Below are 24,060 nucleotides of genomic sequence, written 5' to 3' on the forward strand. Positions count from 1 at the left end.
CCGGGCGCGGTGGATCAGCGGGCCGGGAACTGCCGGTCGAGCGCCAGGTTGAGCTCCAGGACGTTCACCCCGGGCTCGCCCATGAAGCCGAGCGACCGGCCGGTGGTGTGCGAATCGACGAGACGTCGGACCGCCGCGGGGTCCGCGCGCCGCTCCCGCGCCACCCGTTCGACCTGGATTTCCGCGTACGCCGGGGAAATGTGCGGGTCGAGGCCGCTGCCGCTGGCGGTCACCGCGTCGGCCGGAACGGCCGGCTCGGCTGGAGCGTCGCCCCGGATCGGGGTGACCAGCCCGCCGGCTGCGACGTAGTCCTCGCCGGGTTGGGCCAGCTCCACGGGCATGCCCTCGTAGCGGGCGAGGAACGGGGCGGCGGGCGCGACCTGGTTGACGCTGACCACCCGGGTGACCGGGCCGGTCAGGCCGTCCCGGCGGAACACCGCCAGCACCGCGCCGACCCCGTCGGTGGTGCAGTACGGGCGCCGCCCGTCGACGCCGTTCAGCTCGCCGACGGCCTTGCTGCGCTCGCACACCTGGGTGAGCAGGCTCAGTGTCGACTCCTCCGGGTCGGTGGCGATGGTGTCGACCACGCTCTCCGGGCCGAGGTTGCTGGCGGCGGTGGCGGTGGGGTCGTACCCGTCACCGGCCGCCGACGGGCGGGACTGGAAGTAGCGCGGGACGGGGTTGCCGTCCGCGTCGGTGAAGGACTGGCCGATGAGGGCACTGCCGACGGTCTGTCCGCCGGCTGAGACGAGCGACCCGTCCGCCTTGTCGGCGAGGCCGGGAATCCGGCCGGCGGCGACGAGGGCCAGCGGGTACGCGAGCCCAAGCAGCACGGTGAAGACGAGCAGCGCGCGCAGCGCGGCCAGGTGTTGGGCGAGCCAGGTGGGGAGGCGCATCACGAGATCCCTGGGATGAACTGGATGACGAGGTCGATGAGCTTGATGCCGATGAAGGGCACCACGATGCCGCCGAGGCCGTAGACCAGCAGGTTGCGGCTGAGCAGCTTCGACGCGGACGCCGGCCGGTACCGGACGCCGCGCAGGGCCAGCGGGATCAGCGCGACGATGACGACCGCGTTGAAGATGACCGCCGAGAGGATCGCCGACTCCGGGCTGGACAGCCGCATGATGTTCAGCGTGTCCAGGCTCGGGTAGATGCCGGCGAACATGGCCGGGATGATCGCGAAGTACTTCGCGATGTCGTTGGCGATCGAGAAGGTCGTCAGGGCGCCCCGGGTGATCAGCAACTGCTTGCCGATCTCCACGATCTCGATCAGCTTGGTCGGGTCGGAGTCGAGGTCGACCATGTTCCCGGCTTCCTTCGCGGCCGACGTGCCGGTGTTCATGGCGACGCCGACGTCGGCCTGGGCGAGCGCGGGCGCGTCATTGGTGCCGTCACCGGTCATCGCGACCAGCCGGCCGCCCTCCTGCTCCTTGCGGATCAGGGCGAGCTTGTCCTCCGGCGTGGCCTCGGCGAGGAAGTCGTCGACGCCCGCCTCCTCGGCGATCGCCCGGGCGGTACGCGGGTTGTCACCGGTGATCATGACGGTCCGGATGCCCATCCGGCGCATCTCGTCGAAGCGCTCGCGCATACCGGTCTTGACGACGTCCTTGAGGTGGATGACGCCGAGGGCGCGGGCCGGCTGGTCGTCGACGTGCTCGGCGACCACCAGCGGCGTGCCGCCGATGCCGCTGATCTCGTCGACGAACTGGCCGACCTGCTCGGTGGGGTGGCCGCCGTTCTCGCGTACCCACTTCATGACGGCGGCGGCGGCGCCCTTGCGGATCCGCCGAGCCGGCCCGACGTCCGGGGTCAGGTCGACACCGCTCATCCGGGTCTGCGCGGTGAACGGCACGAAGGTGGCGTGCGGAATCAGGCCCGGCTCCCGCTCGCGCAGGCCGAACTCGTTCTTGGCGAGCACGACGACCGAGCGGCCCTCGGGGGTCTCGTCGGCGAGGCTGGACAGCTGCGCGGCGTCGGCGACGGTGGCCGCGTTTACACCCTCGACGGGGACGAACTCGGCGGCCTGCCGGTTGCCCAGGGTGATGGTGCCGGTCTTGTCCAGCAGCAGCGTGTTGACGTCACCGGCGGCCTCCACGGCCCGCCCGCTCATGGCGAGCACGTTGCGCTGCACGAGACGGTCCATACCGGCGATGCCGATGGCCGAGAGCAGGGCCCCGATGGTTGTCGGGATCAGGCAGACCAGCAGGGACACCAGCACGATGCCGCTGACGCCGGCGTCGGTGATCGCCTGCGTGTCGGGCGCGGCGCCCTGGTACCCCTTGGAGAAGATGGCCAGGGGCTGGAGCGTGACGACCGCCAGCAGGAAGATGATCGTGAGCGCGGCGAGCAGGATGTTCAGCGCGATCTCGTTCGGAGTCTTCTGCCGGTTGGCGCCCTCCACCAGATTGATCATCCGGTCGATGAAGCTCTCGCCCGGCTTCTGCGTGATCTTCACGACGATCCGGTCGGAGAGCACCTTCGTGCCGCCGGTGACCGCGCTGCGGTCGCCGCCGGACTCCCGGATCACGGGAGCGGATTCACCGGTGATGGCGGACTCGTCGACGCTGGCGATGCCCTCGACCACGTCGCCGTCACCGGGGATGATGTCGCCGGCCTCCACCAGGACGATGTCGCCCTGCTTGAGGTCGGGCGCGGGGACGGCTTCCTCCCGGTAACCGTTGGCCCGAGCGCCCGGCGTCCAACCGATCAGGCGGGTGGCGATGGTGTCCGTCTTCGCCTTGCGCAGCGCGGCGGCCTGCGCCTTGCCCCGGCCCTCGGCGACCGCCTCCGCGAGGTTGGCGAAGAGCACGGTCAGCCAGAGCCAGACGGTGATGGCGATCGCGAATACGGACGGGTCGGTCACCGCGAGCAGCGTGGTGAAGACGGCGCCGATCTCGACGATCAGCATCACCGGGTTGCGCCACAGGGTGCGCGGGTCGAGCTTGCGCAGGGCGTCCGGCAGCGACTTGATCATCTGCTTCGGGTCGAGCAGGCCGCCGGAAGCCCGGTCGCCGTGGGTGGCCGGTGTGCCGGCGGTCGCCGCGTCGGCGGTGCCGTGCGGTGCCGGCGTGGAGGTGGTCATGTCCTTCTCTCTCATGGGTGTCACAGCCCCTCAGCCAGCGGGCCGAGCGCGAGCGCGGGCAGGAAGGTCAGCGCGACCAGGATCACCGTGACGCCGACAACCATCCCGACGAACAGCGGCCGGTGGGTCGGCAGGGTGCCCTCGGAGGCGGGTACCGGCTGCTGGCGGGCCAGCGAGCCGGCGAGGGCGAGCACGAAGATGATCGGCAGGAACCGGCCGAGCAGCATGCAGATCCCCAGCGCGGTGTTCCACCACGGCGCGTTCACCGTGATGCCGGCGAACGCGGAGCCGTTGTTGTTGCTCGCCGAGGTGAACGCGTAGAGCACCTCGGACAGACCGTGCGGACCCACGTTGAGGGCGGTGGAGTTGTTGCCGGTGGCGAAGGCCGCCGCCGTGCCGATCAAAACCAGGGCCGGGGTGACGAGGAAGTACAGCGAAGCGAGCTTGATCTCCCGCGAGCCGATCTTCTTGCCGATGTACTCCGGGGTCCGGCCGACCATCAGGCCGGCGACGAACACGGTGATGACGGCCAGGACCAGCAGGCCGTAGAGGCCGGCGCCGACACCGCCGGGCGCGACCTCGCCGAACATCATGTTGAGGAGCAGCATCCCGCCGCCCAGGGCGGTGTACGAGTCGTGGAACGAGTTCACCGCGCCGGTGGAGGTGAGCGTGGTGGCGGCGGCGAAGGTCGCCGAGTTCGACACGTCGAACCGGACCTCCTTGCCCTCCAGCGCCGCGCCGACCGCCTGCGGGACGGTGCCGTTGCCGGTCAGCTCGAACACGTTGGTCAGGGTGATGCTGGCGGTCGCCAGGATCGCCATCACGGCGGCGATCGCGTAGCCCTGCCGGTTCTGGCCGACCATCCGGCCGAAGACGCGGGGCAGGCTGAACGGGATCAGCAGGATCAGGAAGGTCTCCAGCCAGTTCGTCCACCTGGTCGGGTTCTCGAACGGGTGGGCGCTGTTGACGTTGTAGAAGCCGCCGCCGTTCGTACCGAGCTCCTTGATGACCTCCTGGCTGGCCACCGGACCGCCGGTGATGGTCTGGCTGCCGCCGGTCAGGGTGGTGATCTCGGTGCCGGCGGAGAGGTTCTGCACGGCTCCGCCGATCATCAGGGCGAGGGCGCCGAGCACCGAGATCGGCAGCAGGATCCGCAGCGTGATCCGGGTCAGATCGACCCAGAAATTGCCCAGGTCACCGGTGCGGCGGCGGGCGAACCCGCGGACCAGCGCGACGGCCACCGCGATGCCGACGGCGGCGGAGACGAAGTTCTGCACCGCCAGGCCGGCCATCTGGACCAGGTGGCCCATGGTCGACTCACCCGAGTACCACTGCCAGTTCGTGTTGGTCACGAACGACACGGCGGTGTTCCACGCGCCGTGGGTCATCACCGGGTCGAACCCGAGCGACAGCCACAGGTGGTTCTGCACGCGCATGAACCCGTACAGGAACAGGACGGAGACGGCGGAGAAGGCGAGCACGCTGCGGGCGTACACGCCCCAGGTCTGCTCGGCGGCCGGGTCGACCCCGACGAGACGGTAGATGCCCCGCTCGACGCGGGAGTGCCGCTGGCCGGAGACCACGCGGAACATGTGGTCGCCGAAGGGCTTGTGGACGGCGACCAGCGCCACCACGAGCGAGAGGATGAACAGCACCCCGGCTGTCGTCACGGTCATCAGAAGCGCTCCGGGAACAGCAGGGCGACCACCAGGAAGACGGCCAGGCCGACCGCCAGCACCAGGCCGACGGCGTTGACGGCGCTCACAGCTTCTCCACGCCCCTCACCACGAGGGCGAGCGCCGCGAACAGCGCCACCGTCACCAGCACGAACACCAGGTCAGACACGTCTGACTCCTCATCACGGAACGGGTCGCCACGGCCGCCTTCCGGCCGCGCCGAGCAATTGCAGCGCCGGGCCGGGTCGGACGACAGGGCCTATAACGCGACCATGACGGCGCTGCGTCGTTTCTTGACGCGGTTTTGACGCGCTCCGCTGATCAGGTGAACCGGGTCACGCGACGGCGCGGGTTTCACCGCCCGTGTAACCGGGGCCGTCCCGGCACGACGGGCACGGCCGGCGGCGCTCCCGGTGCCTCAGCCCCCGGCGCGCGACGGTTGCCCGGACCCGGCGGTCGGCCGCATCGGTCCGAAGGCGCGACGGACCAGGCGGTTCGCCTCCTCCTGCTCGATGCCGGTGGAGACCAGCAGGTCGCTCACCGTGGTCCGGACCTGGGCCACCACGACGGCTCCGGAGAAGCCCACGCCGGACCGGTAGGCCTTGCCCGCCTCGCAGACCGCCCGCAACGACTGCTCCCGGGTCCGCTGGGGCTCCGCCCCGCGGGTGAACTCGCGGCGCAGGACGCGCACGGCGTCGGCGAGGGAGGCGACCGCGGCCGGCATGGTCTCCGGAATCCGCTCCCCGTCCTCGATCAGGGTCACGCTGCGCCGGATCAGCGTGCCGCTGTTACGCATCGCCCGGTCCACCGGTTCCACGGCGTCGGCGTACCGGTCGATCGGACCGTCCCGCCTGCCCCAGTGCACCGGCGAAAGCGTGCTCGCCTCGCGCCCTCCCTGTGCCGCCTCGCTGAAGGCGCCGATCTCCGCCTTGTTGTCGCGCAGCCGGTCGAGCGCGGCCTGGGCGCGGCCGGCGTCCCGTTCGCGCAACGCGGTGGTGGTGGCGTCGAGCTGGTCCGCGAGCAGGTCCAGCGCCGGCCCGGCGGCTCGGTTGATCACCCGCAACGGGTTCAGCGGCAGCAGCACGGTGGTGACCGCCAACGCCACGGCGCCGCCGATCAGCGCGGTGAAGAAGCGGGGCAGTTCCAGGTTCGGCACCGAGGGCGTGAGCGTGCCGATCAGCACCGCCGTCGCCGCGGCCTGCACCACGAACGCTGGACTCCGGCCGAGGAACCCGGCGACCAGGATGGCCAGGACGACGATCAGGGCGAGCTGCCAGGGCCCCGTGCCGACCAGGTAGAGCAGGGCGTCGCCGACGAGGATGCCGAGGGCCACCGCGAGGACCAGTTCGATCGTGCGGCGCAGCCGCTGGCCCACCGAGGCGGCCAGCGTGACCACCGCGGAGATCGGTGCGAACAGTGGCTGCGGGATGTGCAGGAGGTCGTCGGCGACCCACCAGGACAGTCCGGCGGCCAACCCGGCCTGCGTGGCCAGGCCGAGGCCGGCGCGGACCCGGCGCAGGCGCTCCGGGATCGCCCCGACCGAGCGGTGGAACGCGCGGGCCACCGCCGGCGTGTCACGGTCGGTGGGCTCCGGGCCGCTGCCTCCTCTCGGCGGACCGGCGTCGGGCATGGCCGCGCCTACCCCGTCACCGGCCGCCCAATCCCCCGCGGTGGCTGTTTCGCCGTCGTTCGGCGCGGGTCAGCCGACGTGGATGCCGGGACGGCGGGCCGGGTCGGGCTCGGCCTTGCGGAGGATCTCCCGGACCACCGGCGGGGTGTCGCCCCGCCCGAGGATCAGGTACCGCAGCAGGTGGGCGACGGGGTTGCCCTCGGACCACTCGAAGTGCGCGTGCGGCCGGACGCCGGTGGCGTCGCGCAACGCCAGCAGGATCGCCGCGATGGCGTTGGGTACGGCGGGACTCTGCACCCGGAGCACCCGGTGCCCGTCGACCGTCACGCCGTGCACCCGCAGGACGTCGCTGAACTCCGACGGGTCGATGACCTCGACCTCCAGGAACAGGACGTCGGCGGCGCCGGGGACCGGGTTGATGCCCCGCTGGGAGCGTTCCTTGCTGTGGTACTCCGCGGAAGTGACGACATCGGGCCGGTGCGCGATCAGGTCGAGCCGACCGTCGAACTCGATCGACTCGGTGACGAAGCGGCGGGCCGGCCCGTCGAACTCGATCCGCTCGGCGCGCAGCTCGGTGGTCCGCGACACCCGGGACACCAGCGACACCACGACGATCCCGGCGATGAACATACCGGAGATGGTGATGCCGTCCGGCTTCTCGATCACGTTCTCGACGAGCGCGTACAGCAGGACGAGGGTGAGCAGGCCGAACCCGGCGGTGGCGACGCGCTGGCGCCGCCGGGCGGCGGAGATGGTCACCGCGACGGCGGCGGAGACCATCATCGCCAGGATGCCGGTGGCGTACGCACCGGCCTGCGCGTTGACGTCGGCGCGGAACGCGACCGTGATCGCGATGCTGATCAGGGTGTAGACGATCACCACCGGCCGCACCGCGCGACCCCACTCCGGCGCCATGCCATACGAGGGCAGGTACCGGGGCACGATGTTGATCAGCCCGGCCATGGCCGACGCGCCCGCGAACCAGAGGATCAGCACGCTGCTGATGTCGTAGACGGTGCCGAACGCCTCGCCCACGTACTCGTGCGCCACGTACGCCAACGCCCGGCCGCTGGCCTCTCCACCCGGCTCGAACTCCTCTGCCGGGATCAGCACCGTGGTGACGAACGTGGTCGTGATCAGGTAGGCGCTCATGATCAGTGCGGCGGTGGTCAACAGCTTGCGCGTGTTGCGGATCCGCGCCGCGAACCGCGCCTGCTCGTCCGGGCCGTCCCCGTGCACCAGGGGCATCATGCTCACCCCGGTCTCGAAACCGGACAGGCCGAGCACGAGCAGCGGGAACGCCAGCACCGCCGGACCGAGCACGTCGCCGATCCCGCTGGTGCCGGCGGTCAGCGTGTCGGTCCAGCCCGGGAGCAGCGCCGGATCCCGTAGCACCTCCGCCAGCCCGACGGCCACGATGACCGCGTTCAGCAGGAGGAAGACCGCCACCAGCGGGATGGCCACGCCGACGGCCTCGCTGAACCCCAGCAGGAACACGCCACCCAGGATCAGCAGCAACGCGACCGTGACGAGCACCGCGGCGGTGGTGCCGTGCGGAAACGCGTCGGGAAGGATCGGATTCTCCAGCAGGTGGACCGTCGCGTCGGCCGAGGACAGGGTGATCGTGATGATCCAGGACGTGGCCACGAAGCCCAGCAGCACCAGGACGAAGATCTTGCCCTTCCAGAACGGCAGCAGCCGTTCCAGCATCGCCACCGACCCCTGCCCGTGCGGGCTCTCCCGCGCGACCCGCCGATACATCGGCAGGACCCCGAACAGCGTCAACGCCACGATCAACAGGGTCGCCAGCGGGGACAGCGCCCCCGCCGCGAGGGCGGCGATAGCCGGCAGGTACGACAGCGTGGAGAAGTAGTCGACGCCGGTCAGGCACATCACCTTCCACCAGGCATGCGGAATGGCGTGCGGCTCACGCGTCTCCGGACCCGCTGGCTGGACCTGGTGTTTCAGCAGCCACCGGCCGAGCCGACCGGCAGGCGGCGCAGTGGTCGCGGGCGATTCCACGCAGTCCGGCATCAGCAGGCCGCCGGCCCGGGCACGCCGGCCGTTGCCGTCCACCGGAACCATCGGTCCGTCGGCGGTCTCCCCCACGTCGCCGGACGACGGCGTCCCCGGCTCGCCCCTGCGCTTCATCTGCGCCTCCGTCCCGCCTGCTGTCGTTGCTCGCCGCACCCTGTCCGGTTTGCCAAGCATTCGATCATGTACCCCCGACGCCGCGCGGCACTCGTGCGCCGGCCGCTCGCGGCGGAGGGCGGTACCGAAAGCACACCTGAAGCGGATCGTAAGTGGGTCCTGGCAGTGTTCGGGGCGTCACAAAGCAGAGAGCCACCGCAGCCAGGAGGACACCGTGCGCCGGATCATCAACTCGACCTACCTCACCCTCGACGGCGTCATCGAGAACCCGGCATGGACCGTGCCGTACTTCGACGACGAGGCCTCCGCCTTCGCGGGCGAGCAGACCGACGCGGCCGACGCCCTGCTGATGGGCCGCCGCACCTACGACGGCTTCGCCGCCGCCTGGCCGAACATGGACGAGAGCGACCCCACCACCGGCGCGAAGTACTTCAACAGTGTGAAGAAGTACGTGGCGTCGACCACCCTCACCAACCCGGAGTGGAACAACACCGAGGTGCTGGAGGGCGACCTGATCGAGGCGGTCACCAGGCTGAAGGCCACCGAGGGCCGGGACATCCTGATGTACGGCTACGGCGTGGTCACCCATGCCCTGGTCCAGGCGGGTCTGGTCGACGAGGTCCGGTTCTGGATCCACCCGGTGCTCCAGGGCGGTCCGTCGTGAGCGCCCCGCTGGGTCAGCTGCCGACGACGTTCACCTTGGCCGACACCCGGATCCACAAGAGCGGCGTCATCATCGCCTCGTACCGGCCGGTCAAGGGCTGACGACGGGCGCGACGACCAGGGCCCGGGCCTGGCCCGGGCTCAGGTCGTGCCCGGCCCGATACGCGTCCGCGAAGCCGTCCGCGCCGAGCGCCGCGACGAGGCGGGCGGTCAGCCGGTCGATCTCGTCCCGCTCCGCCGGCGCGACCGGCACGCCCGAGGCGGCCCGCCCGGCCGCCGCCGCGCCGAGGAGCCGCGCCGCCACCGCCGGCTCCGGCACCGCCGAGGCCAGCCCGTCCAGGGCGCCGACCACGTCGAGCGGCGCGGCGATCGCCACCGCGAGGTCGTACGCGCGGGCGTGCAGCGCGAACGCCCGCTCCGGCTCGTCGTCCGCGACGGCGCGCCCCAGCTCGGTCAGCACCATCGGCAGGAACACGGCGTCGTCGCCACCCTCCTCGACCAGGCGCTCCAGGTGGGTGACGGCCAGGTCGAGCTTGCCGTCGCGGCGGGCGGCGATGCCGAGGCACAGCTCGGCGAAGACCAGGGCCGCCGGCGACCCCTGCTCGACGGCCAGCCGGTGGGCCCGCTCGGCCAGCTCCCGCGCCTGCTGGTGGTCGCGGGTCTGCGTCGCGATCCAGGCCAGCCAGGACAGCTTGCTGCCGACCTCCGGCCACAGCGCCAGCTCCTCGGCCCACCGCAGGCCCTCGCGGTGCAGCGCGGCGGCGCGTTCGTACTCCCCGAGCAGTTCGGCCCGGCCGCCCACCCAGTCGGTGGCCTGCAACCGCCCCCACGCGTCGCCCAGGTCGGCGAAGATGGCCGCGGCGCGGCTGCCCTCGCGCTCCAGCGCGACGAGGTCGCTCGCGACGTGGGCCAGCCTGGCGCGCGTCACGTGGACGGCCGCCTCGACCCACGGGTCGTCGCTGGCGGCGAGGGCCCGGTCCAGCAACGTCCCGGCGACGGCCAGCTCGCTGCGCTCGACCAGGGCGGCCGCCACGAACCAGGTGGCGCGGCTGTCGGCGTACCCGTCGAGGGCCGCCTCCACCTCGGCGGGCGGGACCGGATCGCCCTGGAGCAGCGCGAACCCGACCCGCCACACCGCGGCCTCGGCGCGGGCGGCGGCGTCGCCGTCCAGCGTCAGCGCGCGGCGCGCCTCGGACAGCCGGCCACGCAGGAACCAGTACCAGGTCAGGGCATTGGCGAGGCGCAGGCCACCGCCGTGCGCCAGCGCCGCCCGCAGGTTGGCGCCCTCGGCGTCGAGCCGGGCCAGCCACTCCCGCTGGCCGGCGCCGCGCAGCAGCGGGTCGGCGCGCTCGGCCAGCTCGGTGTGGTACGCCGCGTGCCGCGCCCGGACGGCGTCGACGTCGTCGAGGCGGGCCAGCGCGAACGCGGCGACCGACTCCAGCAGCCGGTAGCGCGGCTCGACGCCGGACTCGTCGAGCACCACGAGCGAGCGGTCGACCAGCCGGGCCAGTACGTCGACGTCGGCGTCGCACACCGCCTCGGCCGCCTCCAGCGTGCACCCGTCGTGGTGGACGGCGAGTCGCGCGAGCACCGCCCGTTCGTCGTCGGCCAGCAGGTCCCAGCTCCAGCCGATCACGGCGGTGAGGGTGCGCTGCCGCTCCGGCACGTCCCGCTGGCCGGTGCTGAGCAGCCGGAAACGGTCGTCCAGCCGGGCCACCAGGCCGTCCACGCCGAGTGCGCGGACCCGCGTCGCGGCCAGCTCCAGGGCCAGCGGCAGCCCGTCGAGGCGGCGGCACAGTTGCGCGACGGCGGGCGCGGTCCGCTCGTCCAGCCGGAAGTCGCGCTGCCGGGCGGCGGCGCGGGCCGCGAACAGCCGGGCCGCCGCCGACCGCCGCACCGCCTCCACGTCGGTGTCCTCGGCCGGGACCGGCAGCGGGCGTACCTCCCACAGCGTCTCCCCGGCCAGCCCGAGCGGTTCGCGGCTGGTCGCCAGCACGCGCACGCCGGGGGCCTCCCGCAGCAGGCGGGCCACCATTGCGGCCGCCGGCTCGATCACGTGCTCGCAGTTGTCGAGCACCAGCAGCGCCCGCCGGTGCCGGAGCGCCGTCACCACGTGGTCGTCGGCCGCCACGTTCGCCCCGGCGACCTCGCGCACGTCGAGCGCGGCGCGTACCAGCTCGGCGACGCCGGAACCGCCGGGCGGCAGTGCGGTCAGGTCGACCAGGTGCGTGCCGTCGGGGAACGACTGGCCGCGGGCGACCTCGGTGGCGAGCCGGGTCTTGCCGACTCCGCCGGGCCCGACCAGCGTGAGGAGCCGTCGGCCAGGTACCAGCTCCCGCAGCTCGGCGAGGGCCCCCGCGCGGCCGACCAGCTCGTCCAGGGGCGCGGGCAGGCCGGCACGGGCCGCCGGCCGACCGGCGTCGGTCGACGTGGGCAGGCCGGCGCGGACCGGTGCGGATTTCAACGTCTCGTCCTGGTCGAGGATCCGCCGGTGCAGGGCCACCAGCTCCGGCCCGGGGTCGAGGCCCAGCTCGTCGGCGAGCCGGCGGCGCAGGTCGGCGTAGCTCTCCAAGGCCTCCGACTGGCGGCCGGCCGCGTACAGGGCCCGGAGGTGCAGCGCCCGCAGGCCCTCCCGCTGCGGGTACCGGGCGACCAGCGCGGCCAGGTCGGCGACGACCAGCGCGTGCTCACCGCCGGCCAGCCGGGCCGCCGCCAGCTTCTCCTGCACCACCAGCCGGGCCTCGGCGAGGCGGGTGGCCTCGGCCCGTACCCACTCCTCGTCGGCGACGTCGGCGTACGGCTCACCGCGCCACAGCCGCAGCGCCTCGGTGAGGCTCGCCGCGTCGTCGGCGGCGGCCAGCTCGACGAACCGGTCCGCGTCGACGGCGTCGGTGCGCAGCACGTACCCCGGGGCGCGTGACTCGACCAGGTCCCGCGCGCCGGGCTCGGCGTCGTCGAGCGCCTTGCGCAGCTGCGAGACGCGCACCTGCAACGCCCCGGCCGGGTTCGCCGGCGGCGCGTCACCCCAGACGTCGTCGATCAGCCGGTCGGTCGAGACGACCCGGTTGCGGTTGGCGAGCAGGTCGGCCAGGAGCGCCCGGACCTTGGCGCCCGGCACGGTGACGGGGTCGCCCGCGTCGGTCGTGACGGCGAGCGGCCCGAGGACGCCGAACCGCATGCCGGCCACCCTACCGGGGGTGCCCGGAGCGCCCCCGGAATTACCGGCGCGGGAACGATCCCCGGCGATAGTCTCCGGACTCATGTACCGCAGCGTCCCGAGCCAGGTCGACCTGCCCGCGCTCGACCACGAGATCCTGCGCTTCTGGCACGAGAACGACGTGTTCGCGCGCAGTCTGGAACAGTCGCGGGGCCGCCCGGAGTGGGTGTTCTACGAGGGGCCGCCGACCGCCAACGGGATGCCGGGCGCCCACCACATCGAGGCGCGCGTCTTCAAGGACGTGTTCCCCCGCTACCGGACGATGAAGGGCTTCCACGTCGCCCGGAAGGCGGGCTGGGACTGCCACGGCCTCCCCGTGGAGCTGGCCGTCGAGCGGGAGTTGGGCTTCGCCGGCAAGCGGGACATCGAGACGTACGGGATCGCCGAGTTCAACGCCCGCTGCCGGGAGTCGGTCACCCGGCACACGGACGCCTTCGCCGAGCTCACCGAGCGGATGGGCTACTGGGTCGACATGGCCGACGCGTACCGGACCATGGACCCGGAGTACGTCGAGTCGGTCTGGTGGTCGCTCAAGCAGATCTTCGACAAGGGCCTGCTGGTCGAGGACTTCCGGGTCGCGCCCTGGTGCCCGCGCGACGAGACCGGCCTGTCGGACCACGAGCTGGCCCAGGGGTACGAGACGGTCGTCGACCCGTCGGTCTTCGTCCGATTCCCGCTGACCTCCGGCCCGCTGGCCGACCGCGCGTCGCTGCTGGTGTGGACCACCACCCCGTGGACCCTGCCGTCGAACGTCGCGGTGGCGGTGCATCCCGACGTCCGCTACGTCGTCGCGACCGACGGCGACGAGCAGCTCGTCGTCGCCGAGCCGCTGCTCGCGTCCGCGCTCGGCGACGGGTGGGACCTCACCGGGGAGTCGTTCCGGGGCAAGGAGCTGGACCGGTGGACCTACCGGCCGCCGTTCACGCTGGTCGACGTCCCGGACGCGCACATCGTCGTCCTGGCGTCGTACGTGACGACGGACAGCGGCACCGGGCTGGTCCACCAGGCGCCCGCGTTCGGCGCGGACGACCTCGCCACCAGTCGCGCGTACGGGCTGCCGATGGTCAACCCGGTCCGCCCGGACGGCCGCTTCGAGCCGGACCTGCCGCTGGTCGGCGGGTTGTTCTTCAAGGCGGCCGACCGGCCGCTGGTCGAGGACCTGGCCGCCCGGGGGCTGCTGTTCAAGCATGTGCCGTACGAGCACAGCTACCCGCACTGCTGGCGCTGCCACACCGCGCTCATCTACTACGCCCAGCCGTCCTGGTACATCCGGACCACCGCGGTCCGGGACGCACTGCTGCGGGAGAACGAGCGGACCACCTGGCACCCGGCGACGGTGAAGCACGGCCGGTACGGCGACTGGCTGGCCAACAACGTCGACTGGGCGCTGTCCCGGCGCCGCTACTGGGGCACGCCGCTGCCCGTCTGGCGGTGCCCGGAGGGGCACCTGACCTGCGTCGGCTCGCTGGCGGAACTGGGTGAGCTGACCGGCACCGACCTGACCGGGCTGGACCCGCACCGGCCGTACATCGACGACGTGACCTTCGCCTGCCGGTGCGGGGCGACCGCCCGCCGGGTGGAGGAGGTCATCGACGCCTGGTACGACTCGGGCGCCATGCCGTTCGCGCAGTTCGGCTACCCGTACCGGGGCGCCGAGGTGTTCGCCGAGCGGTACCCGGCGCAGTTCATCTCGGAGGCCATCGACCAGACGCGCGGCTGGTTCTACACCCTGATGGCGGTGGGGACGCTGGTCTTCGACCGCTCGCCGTACGAGACCGTGGTCTGCCTGGGCCACATCCTGGCCGAGGACGGGCGGAAGATGTCCAAGCACCTCGGCAACATCCTGGAGCCGATCCCGCTGCTGGACCGGCACGGCGCCGACGCCGTGCGCTGGTTCATGGCGTCGGTCGGGTCGCCGTGGTCGGCCCGTCGCGTCGGGCACACCGCCCTCCAGGAGGTGGTCCGGAAGATCCTGCTGACCTACTGGAACACGGTGGCCTTCCAGGCCCTGTACGGCCGTACCGCCGGGTGGTCCCCGTCAGCCGCCGACCCGTCGCCCGCCGACCGGCCGGTCCTCGACCGGTGGCTGCTCTCCGAGCTGAACACCCTGGTCCGGCAGGTCGACGCCGCGCTGGCCGGGTTCGACACCCATCAGGCCGGCCGACTGCTGGGCGGCTTCATCGACGACCTGTCGAACTGGTACGTCCGGCGCAGCCGGCGGCGCTTCTGGCGGGGCGACCCGGCGGCCCTGGCCACCCTGCACGAGGCGCTGTCCACCCTCACGCTGCTGCTGGCGCCGCTCACCCCGTTCATCGCCGAGCGGGTCTGGCAGGACCTGGTGGTGCCGGTCAGTCCGGACGCCGCACCGTCGGTGCACCTCGCCGCGTACCCGGTCGTCGACGAGGCGCTGGTCGATCCGGTGCTGTCGGCGCGGATGGCCCTTGCCCGGCGGCTGGTCGAGCTGGGCCGGGCGGCCCGGGCCGACTCCGGGATGAAGGTCCGCCAGCCGCTGTCCCGGGCCCTCGCCTCGGCCCCCGGCTTCGCGGAGCTGCCGCCGGACCTGCTGGCGGAGATCGCGGCCGAGCTGAACGTCGGGTCGGTCGCCGCGCTCGGTGGGGCGGGCGACTCGCTGGTGGACACGACCGCGAAGGCGAACTTCCGTACGCTGGGCCGGCGGTTCGGCAAGGCGGTGCAGCAGGTGGCCGCGGTCATCGCCGCCGTCGACGCGAATGCGCTCAAGGAGTCCCTCCGGGAGAGCGGTGCGGCGACGATCGTGGTGGACGGCGAGCCGGTGACACTCAGCCCCGACGAGGTCGTGGTGACCGAGACTCCCCGCGCCGGCTGGGCGGTGGCCGGCGACGCCGGCGCGACCCTGGCCCTGGACCTGCACCTCACGCCTGAGCTGCGGCGGGCGGGGGTGGCCCGGGAGGCGGTCCGGCTGATCCAGGAGGCCCGCAAGAGCAGCGGCCTGGAGGTGACCGACCGGATCCGGCTGCGCTACCGGGCCAGCCGGGAGGAGACGGCGCTGGCCCTCGCCGAGCACCGCGACCTGGTCGCCGAGGAGGTGCTGGCGGCCGACTGCGCCGAGGGCGAGCCGACCTGGCCGGACGACGTGCCCTTCACCGACGACGCGCTCGGCCTGACGTTCTGGCTCACCCGCGCCTGACGCCGGTCCGGCGGAAGGGACAGGCCCGCCCGATCGGATTCAGACGGGGAGTTCTGGGAACCCCGGCCCGGTGCCGGACGTTCTGACCACCCTGCCCTGGCCACCAGGGCTCAGCGCCGCCGTGTTCGGTCTCGCCGGCGCGCTCACCGTGGTCGGCAGCATCCGGTTGGTCACCCTCGGCGACACGCTCGCCGACCGCACCGGCTGGGGCGAGGCGTTCTTCGGTGCGGTCTTCTTCGGGCTGGCGACCTCGCTGTCCGGCCTCGTGATGACCGCCGTGACCGCGGCGGCCGAGCAGCCCCAGCTCGCCTACGGCAACTCCGTCGGCGGGATCGCGGCCCAGACGACCGCCGTCGCCGTGGCGGACGCCTTTCACCGCCGGGTCAACCTGGAGCACGCCGCCGCCTCCCTGTCCAACGTGCTGTTCGGCGCCCTGCTCATCGCCCTGCTCGCGGTGGCCCTGCTCGGAAGCTTCGCCCCGGAGGTCACCCTCGGCGGCCTGCACCCGGCCTCGTTCGCCATGGTCGGTGTCTACCTCGGTGGGCTGCACCTGGTCCGCCGGTCCGGTACCAACCCGCTCTGGCAGGCGGTGGCCACCACCGAGACGCTGCCGGACGTCCCGCACGACCACGGGCGTCTCGACCGGACCAGCTCCGCCGGGCTCTGGGTGCGCTTCGCGGCGGTCGGCCTGGTTGTCGCGATCGGCGGCTGGGCCATCGCGCTGGCCGCCGAGAGCCTGGTCGTGGCGGCCGGGCTCAGCGCGGCCTTCGTCGGCTCGATCCTGATGGGCGTGGTGAACGCCCTGCCGGAGACGGTGACCGCGGTGGCCGCCGTCCGCCGGGGCGCGCCGACCCTGGCGATCGCCGCCGTTCTCGGCGGCAACAGCCTCGACGCGATCAACCTCGTGGTGGGCGACGCCTTCTACCCCGGCGGCTCGATCTACCACGCCGCCAGTCCCGACGACCTGTTCGTCACCACCAGCGCGCTGTTCATGACGTCGGTCCTGCTCGGCGGACTGCTCGTCCGGCAGGCCTGCGGTTGGGGACGGCTCGGCTTCGAGGGCGTCCTGCTGCTGGGCAGCTACGCCGCGATGACGTTCATCCTCGCGGTGTAGCCCGGCCGGCGCCGCGCACCGCCGCCGGCCGGGCGCCTGCTCAGCCGTCGAGGCGGCGGACCATGTTCATGATCGTCTCGACCTGCGCCCCGCCCTTGATCGGGTAGTTGGTGGCGCCGAGGTAACCCCACCAGTCCCAGCAGCCGTTCGGGTTGGCCGTCGACGTGGTCGCCTGCGGGTACAGCACCAGGAGCCGGTTCGTGTCCGCGTACTGGTTGAGGTTGGCCCGGTCGACGAAGGCCGTACCGACCCGGCCGTGGCCCTGGAGGCAGCCGTGCAGCGCAACGAGCAGCCGGCACGACTGCCCGGCCGCGCAGGACGCCGGGACGTACGCGAAGCCGGAGCTGTCCATGCTCAGCCCGTTGGCCCAGCCGTTGACGGCGTACGTGTCCTGGCTGAACCGGACGAGCGTCCCGCCGAGCGGCCCGGTGTTGGGGGCCGCCACGCTGCCGAGCAGCTTGCGCAGGAAGGCCCCCTGCGGGTCGGTGCCGCAGTCGTTGAGGAACGGGGCGGCGGTGACCGTGCAGCCCACGGTGCCGTACGGGGTCACCCAGGCGTGCCCGGCGGCGCTGCCCGAGTCGTACTGCACGCTGGCGCCGAAGTGCTGGTAGTAGCGGACCAGGTCGTCGGTGACCGACCGCTTCACGGTGGTGTCGTTGCCGCCGTGGAAGACGTACACGGGCTGGCCGGAGAGGTTGCCCACCCCGTCGACCCACCCGTACGACGCCCACGTGCGGGTGTAGGCGGTCAGGCTGGACAGGTTGGTCGGGTAGCGGTTGTCGCCGCAGCCGTACAGCGCCTGGGCGACGTTGTTCTGCGCGCAGTAGTAGGGCCCGGCGGCGAAGACGGCGGCACCCCGGATCCGTGCCGAGTAGGCGACCTGGAGCTGGGTGACCATGTAGCCGCCGGAGGAGACGCCGGCGACGTAGACGGCGGAGACGTCGTACCGGCCGAGTGACCCCGACACCGGCGTCTTCGTGTACGGGTTCGACGCGGCGGCGACGTGGGCGGGGGACAACAGCAGCAGCAGGACGGTGGCGAGGGTGGCGGCGAGTCTCAGCGGTGTCCTCATGACGGCTCTCCTGTCCGCGTACGCCGGCGGGACGGGTGCCGGCGTGCCGCGACCGTAGCGTGACATAGACCACAGCAGATACCCCCGGTGCCGACACCCCGGCGGCCGTCACCATGTCGCCGTCCGACATCCGTGCGCCCGGACACAGCGGGCGTGGCGGTGGCGAAGGAGGGGTACACGAGCGCCATGGGCCGCCTCAGCACCTCGCCGCCACCGCCGCGTGCCACCGAACTGCGGCGGTGGACGCTGTCCGACGCGACGGACCTGCGCGGGCTCCGTGCGGCCCTGCACAAGGAACTGACCGGCACCGTGCTCGCCGAGGACGCGGCCCTGGACGAGGTGCCCGAGCTGATCGTGCTGATCGCGACGGAACTCGCCACCAACGCGCTGCGCCACGGCATCCCGCCGACCATCGTGCGGCTGCTCGCCACCGACGGCTGTCTCGTCCTCGACGTCGCCGACCACGACCTCAGCACCATCCCGGAGCTCGCCGACACCCGGCCGGTCGGCTCCGGCGGGCGGGGCCTCCAGATCGCGCAGAAGCTCTCCCTGGACGTGGGCTGGTACGCGACCGACACCACGAAGAACATCTGGGCGACGTTCCCCCGGACGTGATCATGTCGGCCGAGTGGCCGGTCACGGGACCCGGCATAGACTGATGCCGTGAGGCAACCAACGTGACGGACCCGATGCCACCGCACGGCCACCTCTGCTGGTCCTACGACGACCAGGAGGTCTTCGCCGACGAGGCGGAGCGCCACGTCGTGGCGGGGCTCGCCGCCGGCGCGCGGGTGTGGTTCGTCACGCCGACGCCGGCCGGACCGGTGGCGGAGCGGCTGGTCCGCCTGCCCGGTTTCGCCGACGCGGTCGACAGCGGCGCCGCCGCCCTGGTGCCGCTCGGCGAGACCTACACCGCCGGCGCGGTCGTCGACCCGCCCGCCCAGGTCGCCGCGTACGCCGCTGCCACCGAGGCGGCACTGGCCGCCGGCTTCACCGGCCTGCGGGTCGTCGCGGAGGCGACCGACATGGTCCGCACCCCCCGGCAGCTCGCCGCGTTCACCCGCTACGAGCACCAGATCGACCGCTGGATGCGCACCGGGCCGTTCGCCGCGGTGTGCGCGTACGACCGTTCCGCCCTGGGCGACGCGACCGTCGCCGCGCTGGCCTGCATGCACCCCGAGAGCAACCAGACCGAGCCGATGTTCCACCTGTACGCCACCGCCCCCGTCGACGGGCACGCGGCCCTCACCGGCGAGCTGGACCCGTCGAACCAGGAGCTGTTCCGCGACGCACTGGAGTGGGCCGACCTGCGCCCGACGGACGGGCGCCTGGTGCTCCAGGCCACCGGGCTGCGTTTCCTCGACCACCGCGCGCTCATCGCGCTCCAGGCGTACGCGGTGCGCCGGGACGCCACCGTGGTCCTGCGGACGTCACACCCCACCCCGGCCCGGCTGACCGATCTGCTCGGGCTGACCGCGATCCAGGTGGAGACGGTGCGATGAGGACCGGGGCGGCGGCCGGGCACCCCGGCTACTTCCACGAGGCGATCCGCTACGACACCGACGACGAGCTGCTCGCGGTGGTGGTGCCGTTCCTGCTCGGCGGCGTCGAGGCGGGTGAGCCGACGTTCGTGGCACTGGGCGAGCGCAACGCCAAGCTGGTGCGGGCGGCAGTGCCCACCGGAGCGGCGGTGGAGTTCCTGCCGGGCGGCGACGTGTACGCGCGTCCCGCCGCCGCCATCCGGTCCTACCGGCAGCTCCTCGCCGAGCAGGTGGCCGGCGGCGCGAAGCAGATCCGGATCATCGGCGAGGTCCCCGAGGTGGCGCTCGGCGCCACGTGGGACTGGTGGGCCCGCTACGAGTCCGCGATCAACCACGCGTACGACGACTTCCCGCTCTGGAGCATGTGCCCGTACGACACCCGGATCGTCCCGCCCGCGGTGCTGGCCGACGTGGCCCGGACCCATCCCCGGTTCGCCACGCCGGACGGCGGGCACGTGCCCAGCCCGACCTGGACCCCGCCGGAGGCCTTCCTCCGCGAGCACCGGCCCGCCCCGCCGGATCCGATCCAGGCGGCCCCGCCGGTGGTCGACCTGCGCGACCCGTCGGCGGCGGACGCCCGCGCCGCCGTCTACGGGGCCGACCAGGGCCGGCTGCCGGTCGACGACCTCGAGGACCTGGTCGTCGCGGTCAGCGAGATCGTCACCAACGCGCTGCGCCACGGTCGGGCACCGGTCCGGATGCGCCTGTGGGCCGCCCCCGACCGCATCGTCGTCACGGTCAGCGACGCGGGCACCGGCCCGGCCGACCCGTACGCCGGGCTGCTGCCGGCCGGGAACGGCAGTCCGGGCGGTCTGGGCCTGTGGATCACGTACCAGTCGTGCAACCACGTCAGCCAGCATCACGGCCCGGACGGCTTCACCCTCCGGCTGACCGGCGGCTCCCCGTACACCGCGCGCTGACCGACACGCTGAGGGCACGCGACGGCGCCGCGGCGTTGCGGGCCACGGCGCCGGTTCGGATCCCGCCTCCGGTCAGCGCCGGGCGGGCCGGCGGGTGAGGGCCAGCCCGAGGCCGATCATGCTGACGCCGAGGAAGAGGTGCAGCCAGTCGTCAGGGTTGTTGAGCGGTACGAAGTTCGCCGCGCTGTCGTGGTCGACGACCAGGCCGTAAAGCCAGAGCAACAGGTAGATCGCGCCACCACCGATGAGGTAGGTGCGGGCGCTGGAGACGGTCCGGGCCAGCGCGAGCCCGGCCACGCCGAACGCCAGGTGGACCAGGTTGTGCAGGATCGACACCTGGAACAGGCCGAGCAGCTTCGCCTCGGATTCGTGCCCGGCGAACTTCATCGTGTCGTACTCGGTCGTGATGCCCGGGATGAAGCCGAGGATCCCGATCAGCAGGAAGACCGCGCCGACGAGCTGCGCGGCGGTGCGCACCGGGTGTTTTCCGGTGTCGGTGCGGGGCCTGGCCATGTCATCCACCTCCGTCGACTGAACTGTGCGTAACGGTGTCCCCGCCCGGATCCGGCTGAAACGCCGAATCATGGGCAGGTGTAGGCCCGGGCGGGACGGGTAGGGGCGGGGATGCTGTCACGTGCGGTGCCGGAGGGCCTGCTCGCCGGGTTGGCGGGCGCGGCGGTGATGACGCTCGGTGAGAAGCTGGAGCAGCGGATCACCCGGCGACCTGACTCGTACGTCCCCGCGCGCACTCTCCAGCGCCTGGCCCACCGTCCCGAGCGCCCTCCGGAGCGGTCACGCGGGACGAACCTGGTGATGCACTACGGCCAGGGCGTGCTCATGGGTGTGCTGCGGTCGACGATGGCGTACGTCGGGATGCGCGGGCCGCTCGCGTCCGGCATGTTCACGGTGATCCGGCTGACCAGCGACCAGATCTTCGAGAACGCCACCGGTGTGGGCGCGCCCCCGCAGACCTGGCCGCGCCGCGAACTCGTCATCGACGTCCTCCACAAGGCGACCTACGCGTACGCGACCGGGGTGGTGGCCGACGCGCTGGCCGCGCGGCGGGGCCCCGGGCCGGGCGAGCGGCACGCCGCCGTCCGTCCCGGCCGGCACAGCGACGTCGGGCCGCTCGCCCGCGGTTGACGGCGCGGGCCCCGTGGTCGCCGCCCCGGCCCGGGCCTGACCAGCGAGTCCAGGTCCGGCCCACGCGGCGCAGCGGGGGGTCACCGCCGGCGGAGCCGTGCGGCGAGGGCGGCGCGGAGCTCGTTCCCGCCCGCGCCGGTCAGCGCCGAGGCCGGCACCGCCTCCGGGTACGCCCGCTGCAGCGCGTCGACCCACTCCGGGGGCGTCACGTCGATCTTGTTGAGCACCAGCAGCTCCGGTACATCGCCGGCGCCGATCTCGTGCAGCACCCCGTGCACGGTGGTGATCTGGTCGAGCGCGTCGGGCGCGGAGGCGTCCACCACGTGCAGCACCAGGTCGCTGCGGCTGACCTCGTCAAGCGTGGACCGGAACGCGTCGACCAACTGGTGCGGCAGGTGCCGGACGAACCCGACGGTGTCCGTGACCGTGCACAGCACGTCGTCGACGCGGACCCGGCGTACCGTCGGGTCGAGGGTCGCGAAGAGCACGTCCTGGACCTGCGCGTCCGCTCCGGTCAGCCGGTTGAGCAGGGCCGACTTGCCGGCGTTGGTGTAGCCGGTGATCGCCACCGAGGGCACCTGGTTCCGGGCCCGCCGTTCCCGGTTGCGCTGCCGCCGCCGGGCCAGCTCGGTGGCGTTGCGGCGCAGCGTAGTGGCCCGGTGGCGCAGCCGGCGGCGCTGGGTCTCCAGGCGCATCTCACCCGGGCCGCGGACACCCATGCCGGCACCGCCGGCCATCCGGCCACCACCCACCCGGGACATCGACCGCCCGTCGCCCCGCAGCCGCGGCAGCTGGTACGCGATCTGCGCCAGTTCCACCTGCAACCGGCCCTCACTGGTGCGCGCGTGTTCGGCGAAGATGTCGAGGATCAGCGCGGTGCGGTCGACCACGCGGACGCCCACGCGCTCCTCCAGGTTGCGCACCTGCCCCGGGCTCAGCTCACCGTCGGCGATGACCAGGTCGGCGCCCGTCCGCTCGGTCAGCGCCGCGAGTTCGTCGACCTTGCCCGAGCCGACGAAGGTGGCGGGGTCGGGACGGGGCCGGTTCTGCACCACCTCGTCGACCACGGACAGCCCGTCCGTGTCGGCGAGCCGGCGCAGCTCCGCCAGCGACACCTCGGTGCCCGGGCCGGTGTCGGCCGCCTCGTCCTCGCGGTGCACCGCCAGGAGCACCGCGGTGGGCCGCTCTCCCCGGGGAGCGCCACCGTTGCCCAACAGCCACTGTCCCGCCATCCGCGAACCTCGTCTCACCTCGCGTCGGCATCCGACCTACCCGCAAACGGGCGGCGCATGCCGGGCACGGGCGACACCTGCCCGAGCGCGTGGCGGCCGTCACGAGCGGCCGAGCCAGCCGGACGACCGGAGGTACGGTCGGCTGGGCGGCCGGCGTCATCGGGCGCACGACCTGTCGAGGGGGGAAGCGGCCGTGCCGGATGCCGAGGAGCTGGTCAGCGATGCGCTGGCGGCGGTGCGCGGCGCCGACGTACGCCTCGCGGAGCGGCAGCTGGACCGGCTGATGATCGGCACGGGCGGTGCGGACGGCGCACGAGCGGTGGACGCCGCCCTCTTCCGGCGGCTGGTGCGGACGGTCGGGCGCCTCGTGCCGCGCGGCTGGCAGCCGGTCGACCTGGCCCGGCTCGCGACCCGCCGGCTGGGTCCGCGCGACGCCGGGCTGGTGGTGGACGCGCTCGCCGCGCACCGCCGGGACCTGGCCGATCCGGTGCCGGACTGGTGGGAGGCGCAGCTTCACGAGCTGGCCGCGACGGTGTGGTGGAACGCGGACGACCGCCACCTCGCCGCCTGGTCGGCGCGCACCGGCTCGGACCGCTTCACCGCCCTGCGCGCGGCCGTCGACGCGCTGGCGCTGGTCGACGGGTTGCCGCCGATCGCGGTGCTCCGCCCGCCGCCCGGCGCGCCGGCGGCGGCCACGACCCGGCCGGCGCCCGGCGGCTCCCGCATGCTCGAGCGGGTCCGAGCCCTGCTGGCCAAAGCCGAGTCGACCACCTTCCCGGCCGAGGCGGAGGCCTTCACGGCGAAGGCCCAGGAGCTGATGGCGCGGCACAGCATCGAGGCGGCCCTGCTGGCCGCACCGGACCCGGCCGACGTGCCCACCGGGGTACGCCTCGGCACCGATTCCCCGTACGCGGGCGCGAAGGCGCTGCTGGTGCAGGAGGTCGCGGCGGCCAACCGGTGCGAGGCCGTGTGGTCCGACGACCTCGGGTTCAGCACGGTGCTGGGGTGGCCGACCGACCTGGAGGCGGTCGAACTGCTCTACACGTCGCTGCTCGTGCAGGCCACCGCGGCAATGCTGCGGGGACGCGGCGAGCGGCGGCAGTCGGGCGGCCGGCGGACCCGCGGCTACGACGAGTCGTTCCTCAACGCGTTCGCCCTGCGCATCGGGGAGCGCCTGCGGGCGGCGACCGGCGCCGCCACCGAGGAGGCCGGCCCGGAGCGGCTGCTGCCGGTGCTGGCAGCGCGCTCCGAGGCGGTGCGGGAACGCCTCGACACCCTCTTCCCGGGCGTCACCCGGGCCCGGCTCACCGTCCGCGACGCCGAGGGCTGGACGTCGGGCACCGCCGCCGCCGATCGGGCATCGCTGGGCGCGACGCCGGGCCGCCCGGCCCGGCCGGTCCGCGGGGGCCGGCGCCGCGACCGATGAGTTCGGCCGGCGCCGGTCGTCCAA

18 protein-coding genes are annotated in these 24,060 nt (G+C 73.2%); 8 read left to right on the plus strand and 10 right to left on the minus strand.

Annotation, left to right across the window (positions count from 1 at the left end; all coding sequences use genetic code 11):
• Positions 1–14: 14 nt before the first annotated feature.
• The 6 genes from HCJ94_RS03510 to HCJ94_RS03535 all read right to left on the minus strand — a co-directional run bounded on the left by HCJ94_RS03510 (position 15) and on the right by HCJ94_RS03535 (position 8,425).
• Positions 15–896 carry a potassium-transporting ATPase subunit C gene (locus HCJ94_RS03510; RefSeq protein WP_167999502.1) on the minus strand — a complete coding sequence of 294 codons (882 nt, stop codon included), beginning with the start codon at positions 894–896 and terminating at the stop codon, positions 15–17.
• Complete coding sequence (gene kdpB / locus HCJ94_RS03515) at positions 896–3,085, minus strand: potassium-transporting ATPase subunit KdpB (protein WP_167999715.1); 2,190 nt, start codon at positions 3,083–3,085, stop codon at positions 896–898. Before kdpB ends, HCJ94_RS03510 begins: the two co-directional genes overlap by 1 nt.
• Before the next feature lie 20 nt (positions 3,086–3,105).
• Positions 3,106–4,761, minus strand: a complete 1,656-nt coding sequence (gene kdpA, locus HCJ94_RS03520) for a potassium-transporting ATPase subunit KdpA (RefSeq protein ID WP_167999503.1) — start codon at positions 4,759–4,761, stop codon at positions 3,106–3,108.
• A complete protein-coding gene (gene kdpF, locus HCJ94_RS03525; RefSeq protein WP_167999504.1) occupies positions 4,761–4,850 on the minus strand; it encodes a K(+)-transporting ATPase subunit F in 90 nt (29 codons plus the stop codon). Before kdpF ends, kdpA begins: the two co-directional genes overlap by 1 nt.
• A 329-nt stretch (positions 4,851–5,179) precedes the next feature.
• Entirely contained in the window at positions 5,180–6,391 is a 1,212-nt protein-coding gene (locus HCJ94_RS03530; protein WP_167999505.1) for an FUSC family protein, read from the minus strand.
• A gap of 69 nt (positions 6,392–6,460) precedes the next feature.
• Entirely contained in the window at positions 6,461–8,425 is a 1,965-nt protein-coding gene (locus HCJ94_RS03535; RefSeq protein ID WP_205800623.1) for an APC family permease, read from the minus strand.
• Positions 8,426–8,756: 331 nt separating this feature from the next.
• Between HCJ94_RS03535 and HCJ94_RS31045 the strand changes: the two genes are divergently transcribed.
• Positions 8,757–9,206: a dihydrofolate reductase family protein gene (locus HCJ94_RS31045; RefSeq protein ID WP_309227130.1), complete on the plus strand. Its 450-nt coding sequence runs from the start codon at positions 8,757–8,759 to the stop codon at positions 9,204–9,206.
• A 90-nt stretch (positions 9,207–9,296) separates the two neighbouring features.
• Here the strand turns inward: HCJ94_RS31045 and HCJ94_RS03545 are convergent, their stop codons facing one another.
• Positions 9,297–12,383, minus strand: a complete 3,087-nt coding sequence (locus HCJ94_RS03545; RefSeq protein ID WP_167999506.1) for an AfsR/SARP family transcriptional regulator — start codon at positions 12,381–12,383, stop codon at positions 9,297–9,299.
• A gap of 82 nt (positions 12,384–12,465) precedes the next feature.
• Between HCJ94_RS03545 and ileS the strand changes: the two genes are divergently transcribed.
• The gene (ileS, locus tag HCJ94_RS03550; protein WP_167999507.1) at positions 12,466–15,588 is read left to right on the plus strand and encodes an isoleucine--tRNA ligase; all 3,123 of its coding nucleotides are present in this window, start codon (positions 12,466–12,468) and stop codon (positions 15,586–15,588) included.
• Positions 15,589–15,658: 70 nt separating this feature from the next.
• Complete coding sequence (locus HCJ94_RS03555) at positions 15,659–16,702, plus strand: sodium:calcium antiporter (RefSeq protein ID WP_167999508.1); 1,044 nt, start codon at positions 15,659–15,661, stop codon at positions 16,700–16,702.
• A 40-nt stretch (positions 16,703–16,742) separates the two neighbouring features.
• Here the strand turns inward: HCJ94_RS03555 and HCJ94_RS03560 are convergent, their stop codons facing one another.
• Positions 16,743–17,774 carry an extracellular catalytic domain type 2 short-chain-length polyhydroxyalkanoate depolymerase gene (locus HCJ94_RS03560; RefSeq protein ID WP_167999509.1) on the minus strand — a complete coding sequence of 344 codons (1,032 nt, stop codon included), beginning with the start codon at positions 17,772–17,774 and terminating at the stop codon, positions 16,743–16,745.
• 153 nt (positions 17,775–17,927) lie between these two features.
• Here HCJ94_RS03560 and HCJ94_RS03565 point away from each other — a divergent pair, with 153 nt between their 5' ends.
• The 3 genes from HCJ94_RS03565 (at position 17,928) to HCJ94_RS03575 (ending at position 20,235) form a co-directional block, all read left to right on the plus strand.
• On the plus strand, positions 17,928–18,389 hold the full coding sequence (locus HCJ94_RS03565) for an ATP-binding protein (RefSeq protein WP_309227131.1): 462 nt from the start codon (positions 17,928–17,930) through the stop codon (positions 18,387–18,389).
• Between the two features lie 62 nt (positions 18,390–18,451).
• On the plus strand, positions 18,452–19,276 hold the full coding sequence (locus HCJ94_RS03570; RefSeq protein WP_167999510.1) for an MEDS and STAS domain-containing protein: 825 nt from the start codon (positions 18,452–18,454) through the stop codon (positions 19,274–19,276).
• Positions 19,273–20,235 (plus strand): anti-sigma factor RsbA family regulatory protein, encoded by a 963-nt coding sequence (locus HCJ94_RS03575; protein WP_167999511.1) that lies wholly within the window; start codon positions 19,273–19,275, stop codon positions 20,233–20,235. Before HCJ94_RS03570 ends, HCJ94_RS03575 begins: the two co-directional genes overlap by 4 nt.
• Positions 20,236–20,307: 72 nt before the next feature.
• Here the strand turns inward: HCJ94_RS03575 and HCJ94_RS03580 are convergent, their stop codons facing one another.
• Entirely contained in the window at positions 20,308–20,748 is a 441-nt protein-coding gene (locus HCJ94_RS03580; protein ID WP_167999512.1) for a DUF4383 domain-containing protein, read from the minus strand.
• A 111-nt stretch (positions 20,749–20,859) separates the two neighbouring features.
• Between HCJ94_RS03580 and HCJ94_RS03585 the strand changes: the two genes are divergently transcribed.
• Positions 20,860–21,378 carry a hypothetical protein gene (locus HCJ94_RS03585; RefSeq protein WP_167999513.1) on the plus strand — a complete coding sequence of 173 codons (519 nt, stop codon included), beginning with the start codon at positions 20,860–20,862 and terminating at the stop codon, positions 21,376–21,378.
• A gap of 80 nt (positions 21,379–21,458) precedes the next feature.
• On the opposite strand, the gene hflX is transcribed toward HCJ94_RS03585, so the two are convergent.
• Entirely contained in the window at positions 21,459–22,610 is a 1,152-nt protein-coding gene (gene hflX / locus HCJ94_RS03590) for a GTPase HflX (RefSeq protein WP_167999514.1), read from the minus strand.
• A 193-nt stretch (positions 22,611–22,803) separates the two neighbouring features.
• On the opposite strand from hflX, the gene HCJ94_RS03595 reads away from it, so the two are divergent.
• A complete protein-coding gene (locus tag HCJ94_RS03595) occupies positions 22,804–24,036 on the plus strand; it encodes a DUF2786 domain-containing protein (protein ID WP_167999515.1) in 1,233 nt (410 codons plus the stop codon).
• The last annotated feature ends 24 nt before the right edge of the window (positions 24,037–24,060 follow it).

The sequence above is a fragment of the Micromonospora thermarum genome, assembly GCF_012034245.1.
Classification (GTDB): Bacteria; Actinomycetota; Actinomycetes; order Mycobacteriales; family Micromonosporaceae; genus Micromonospora; species Micromonospora thermarum.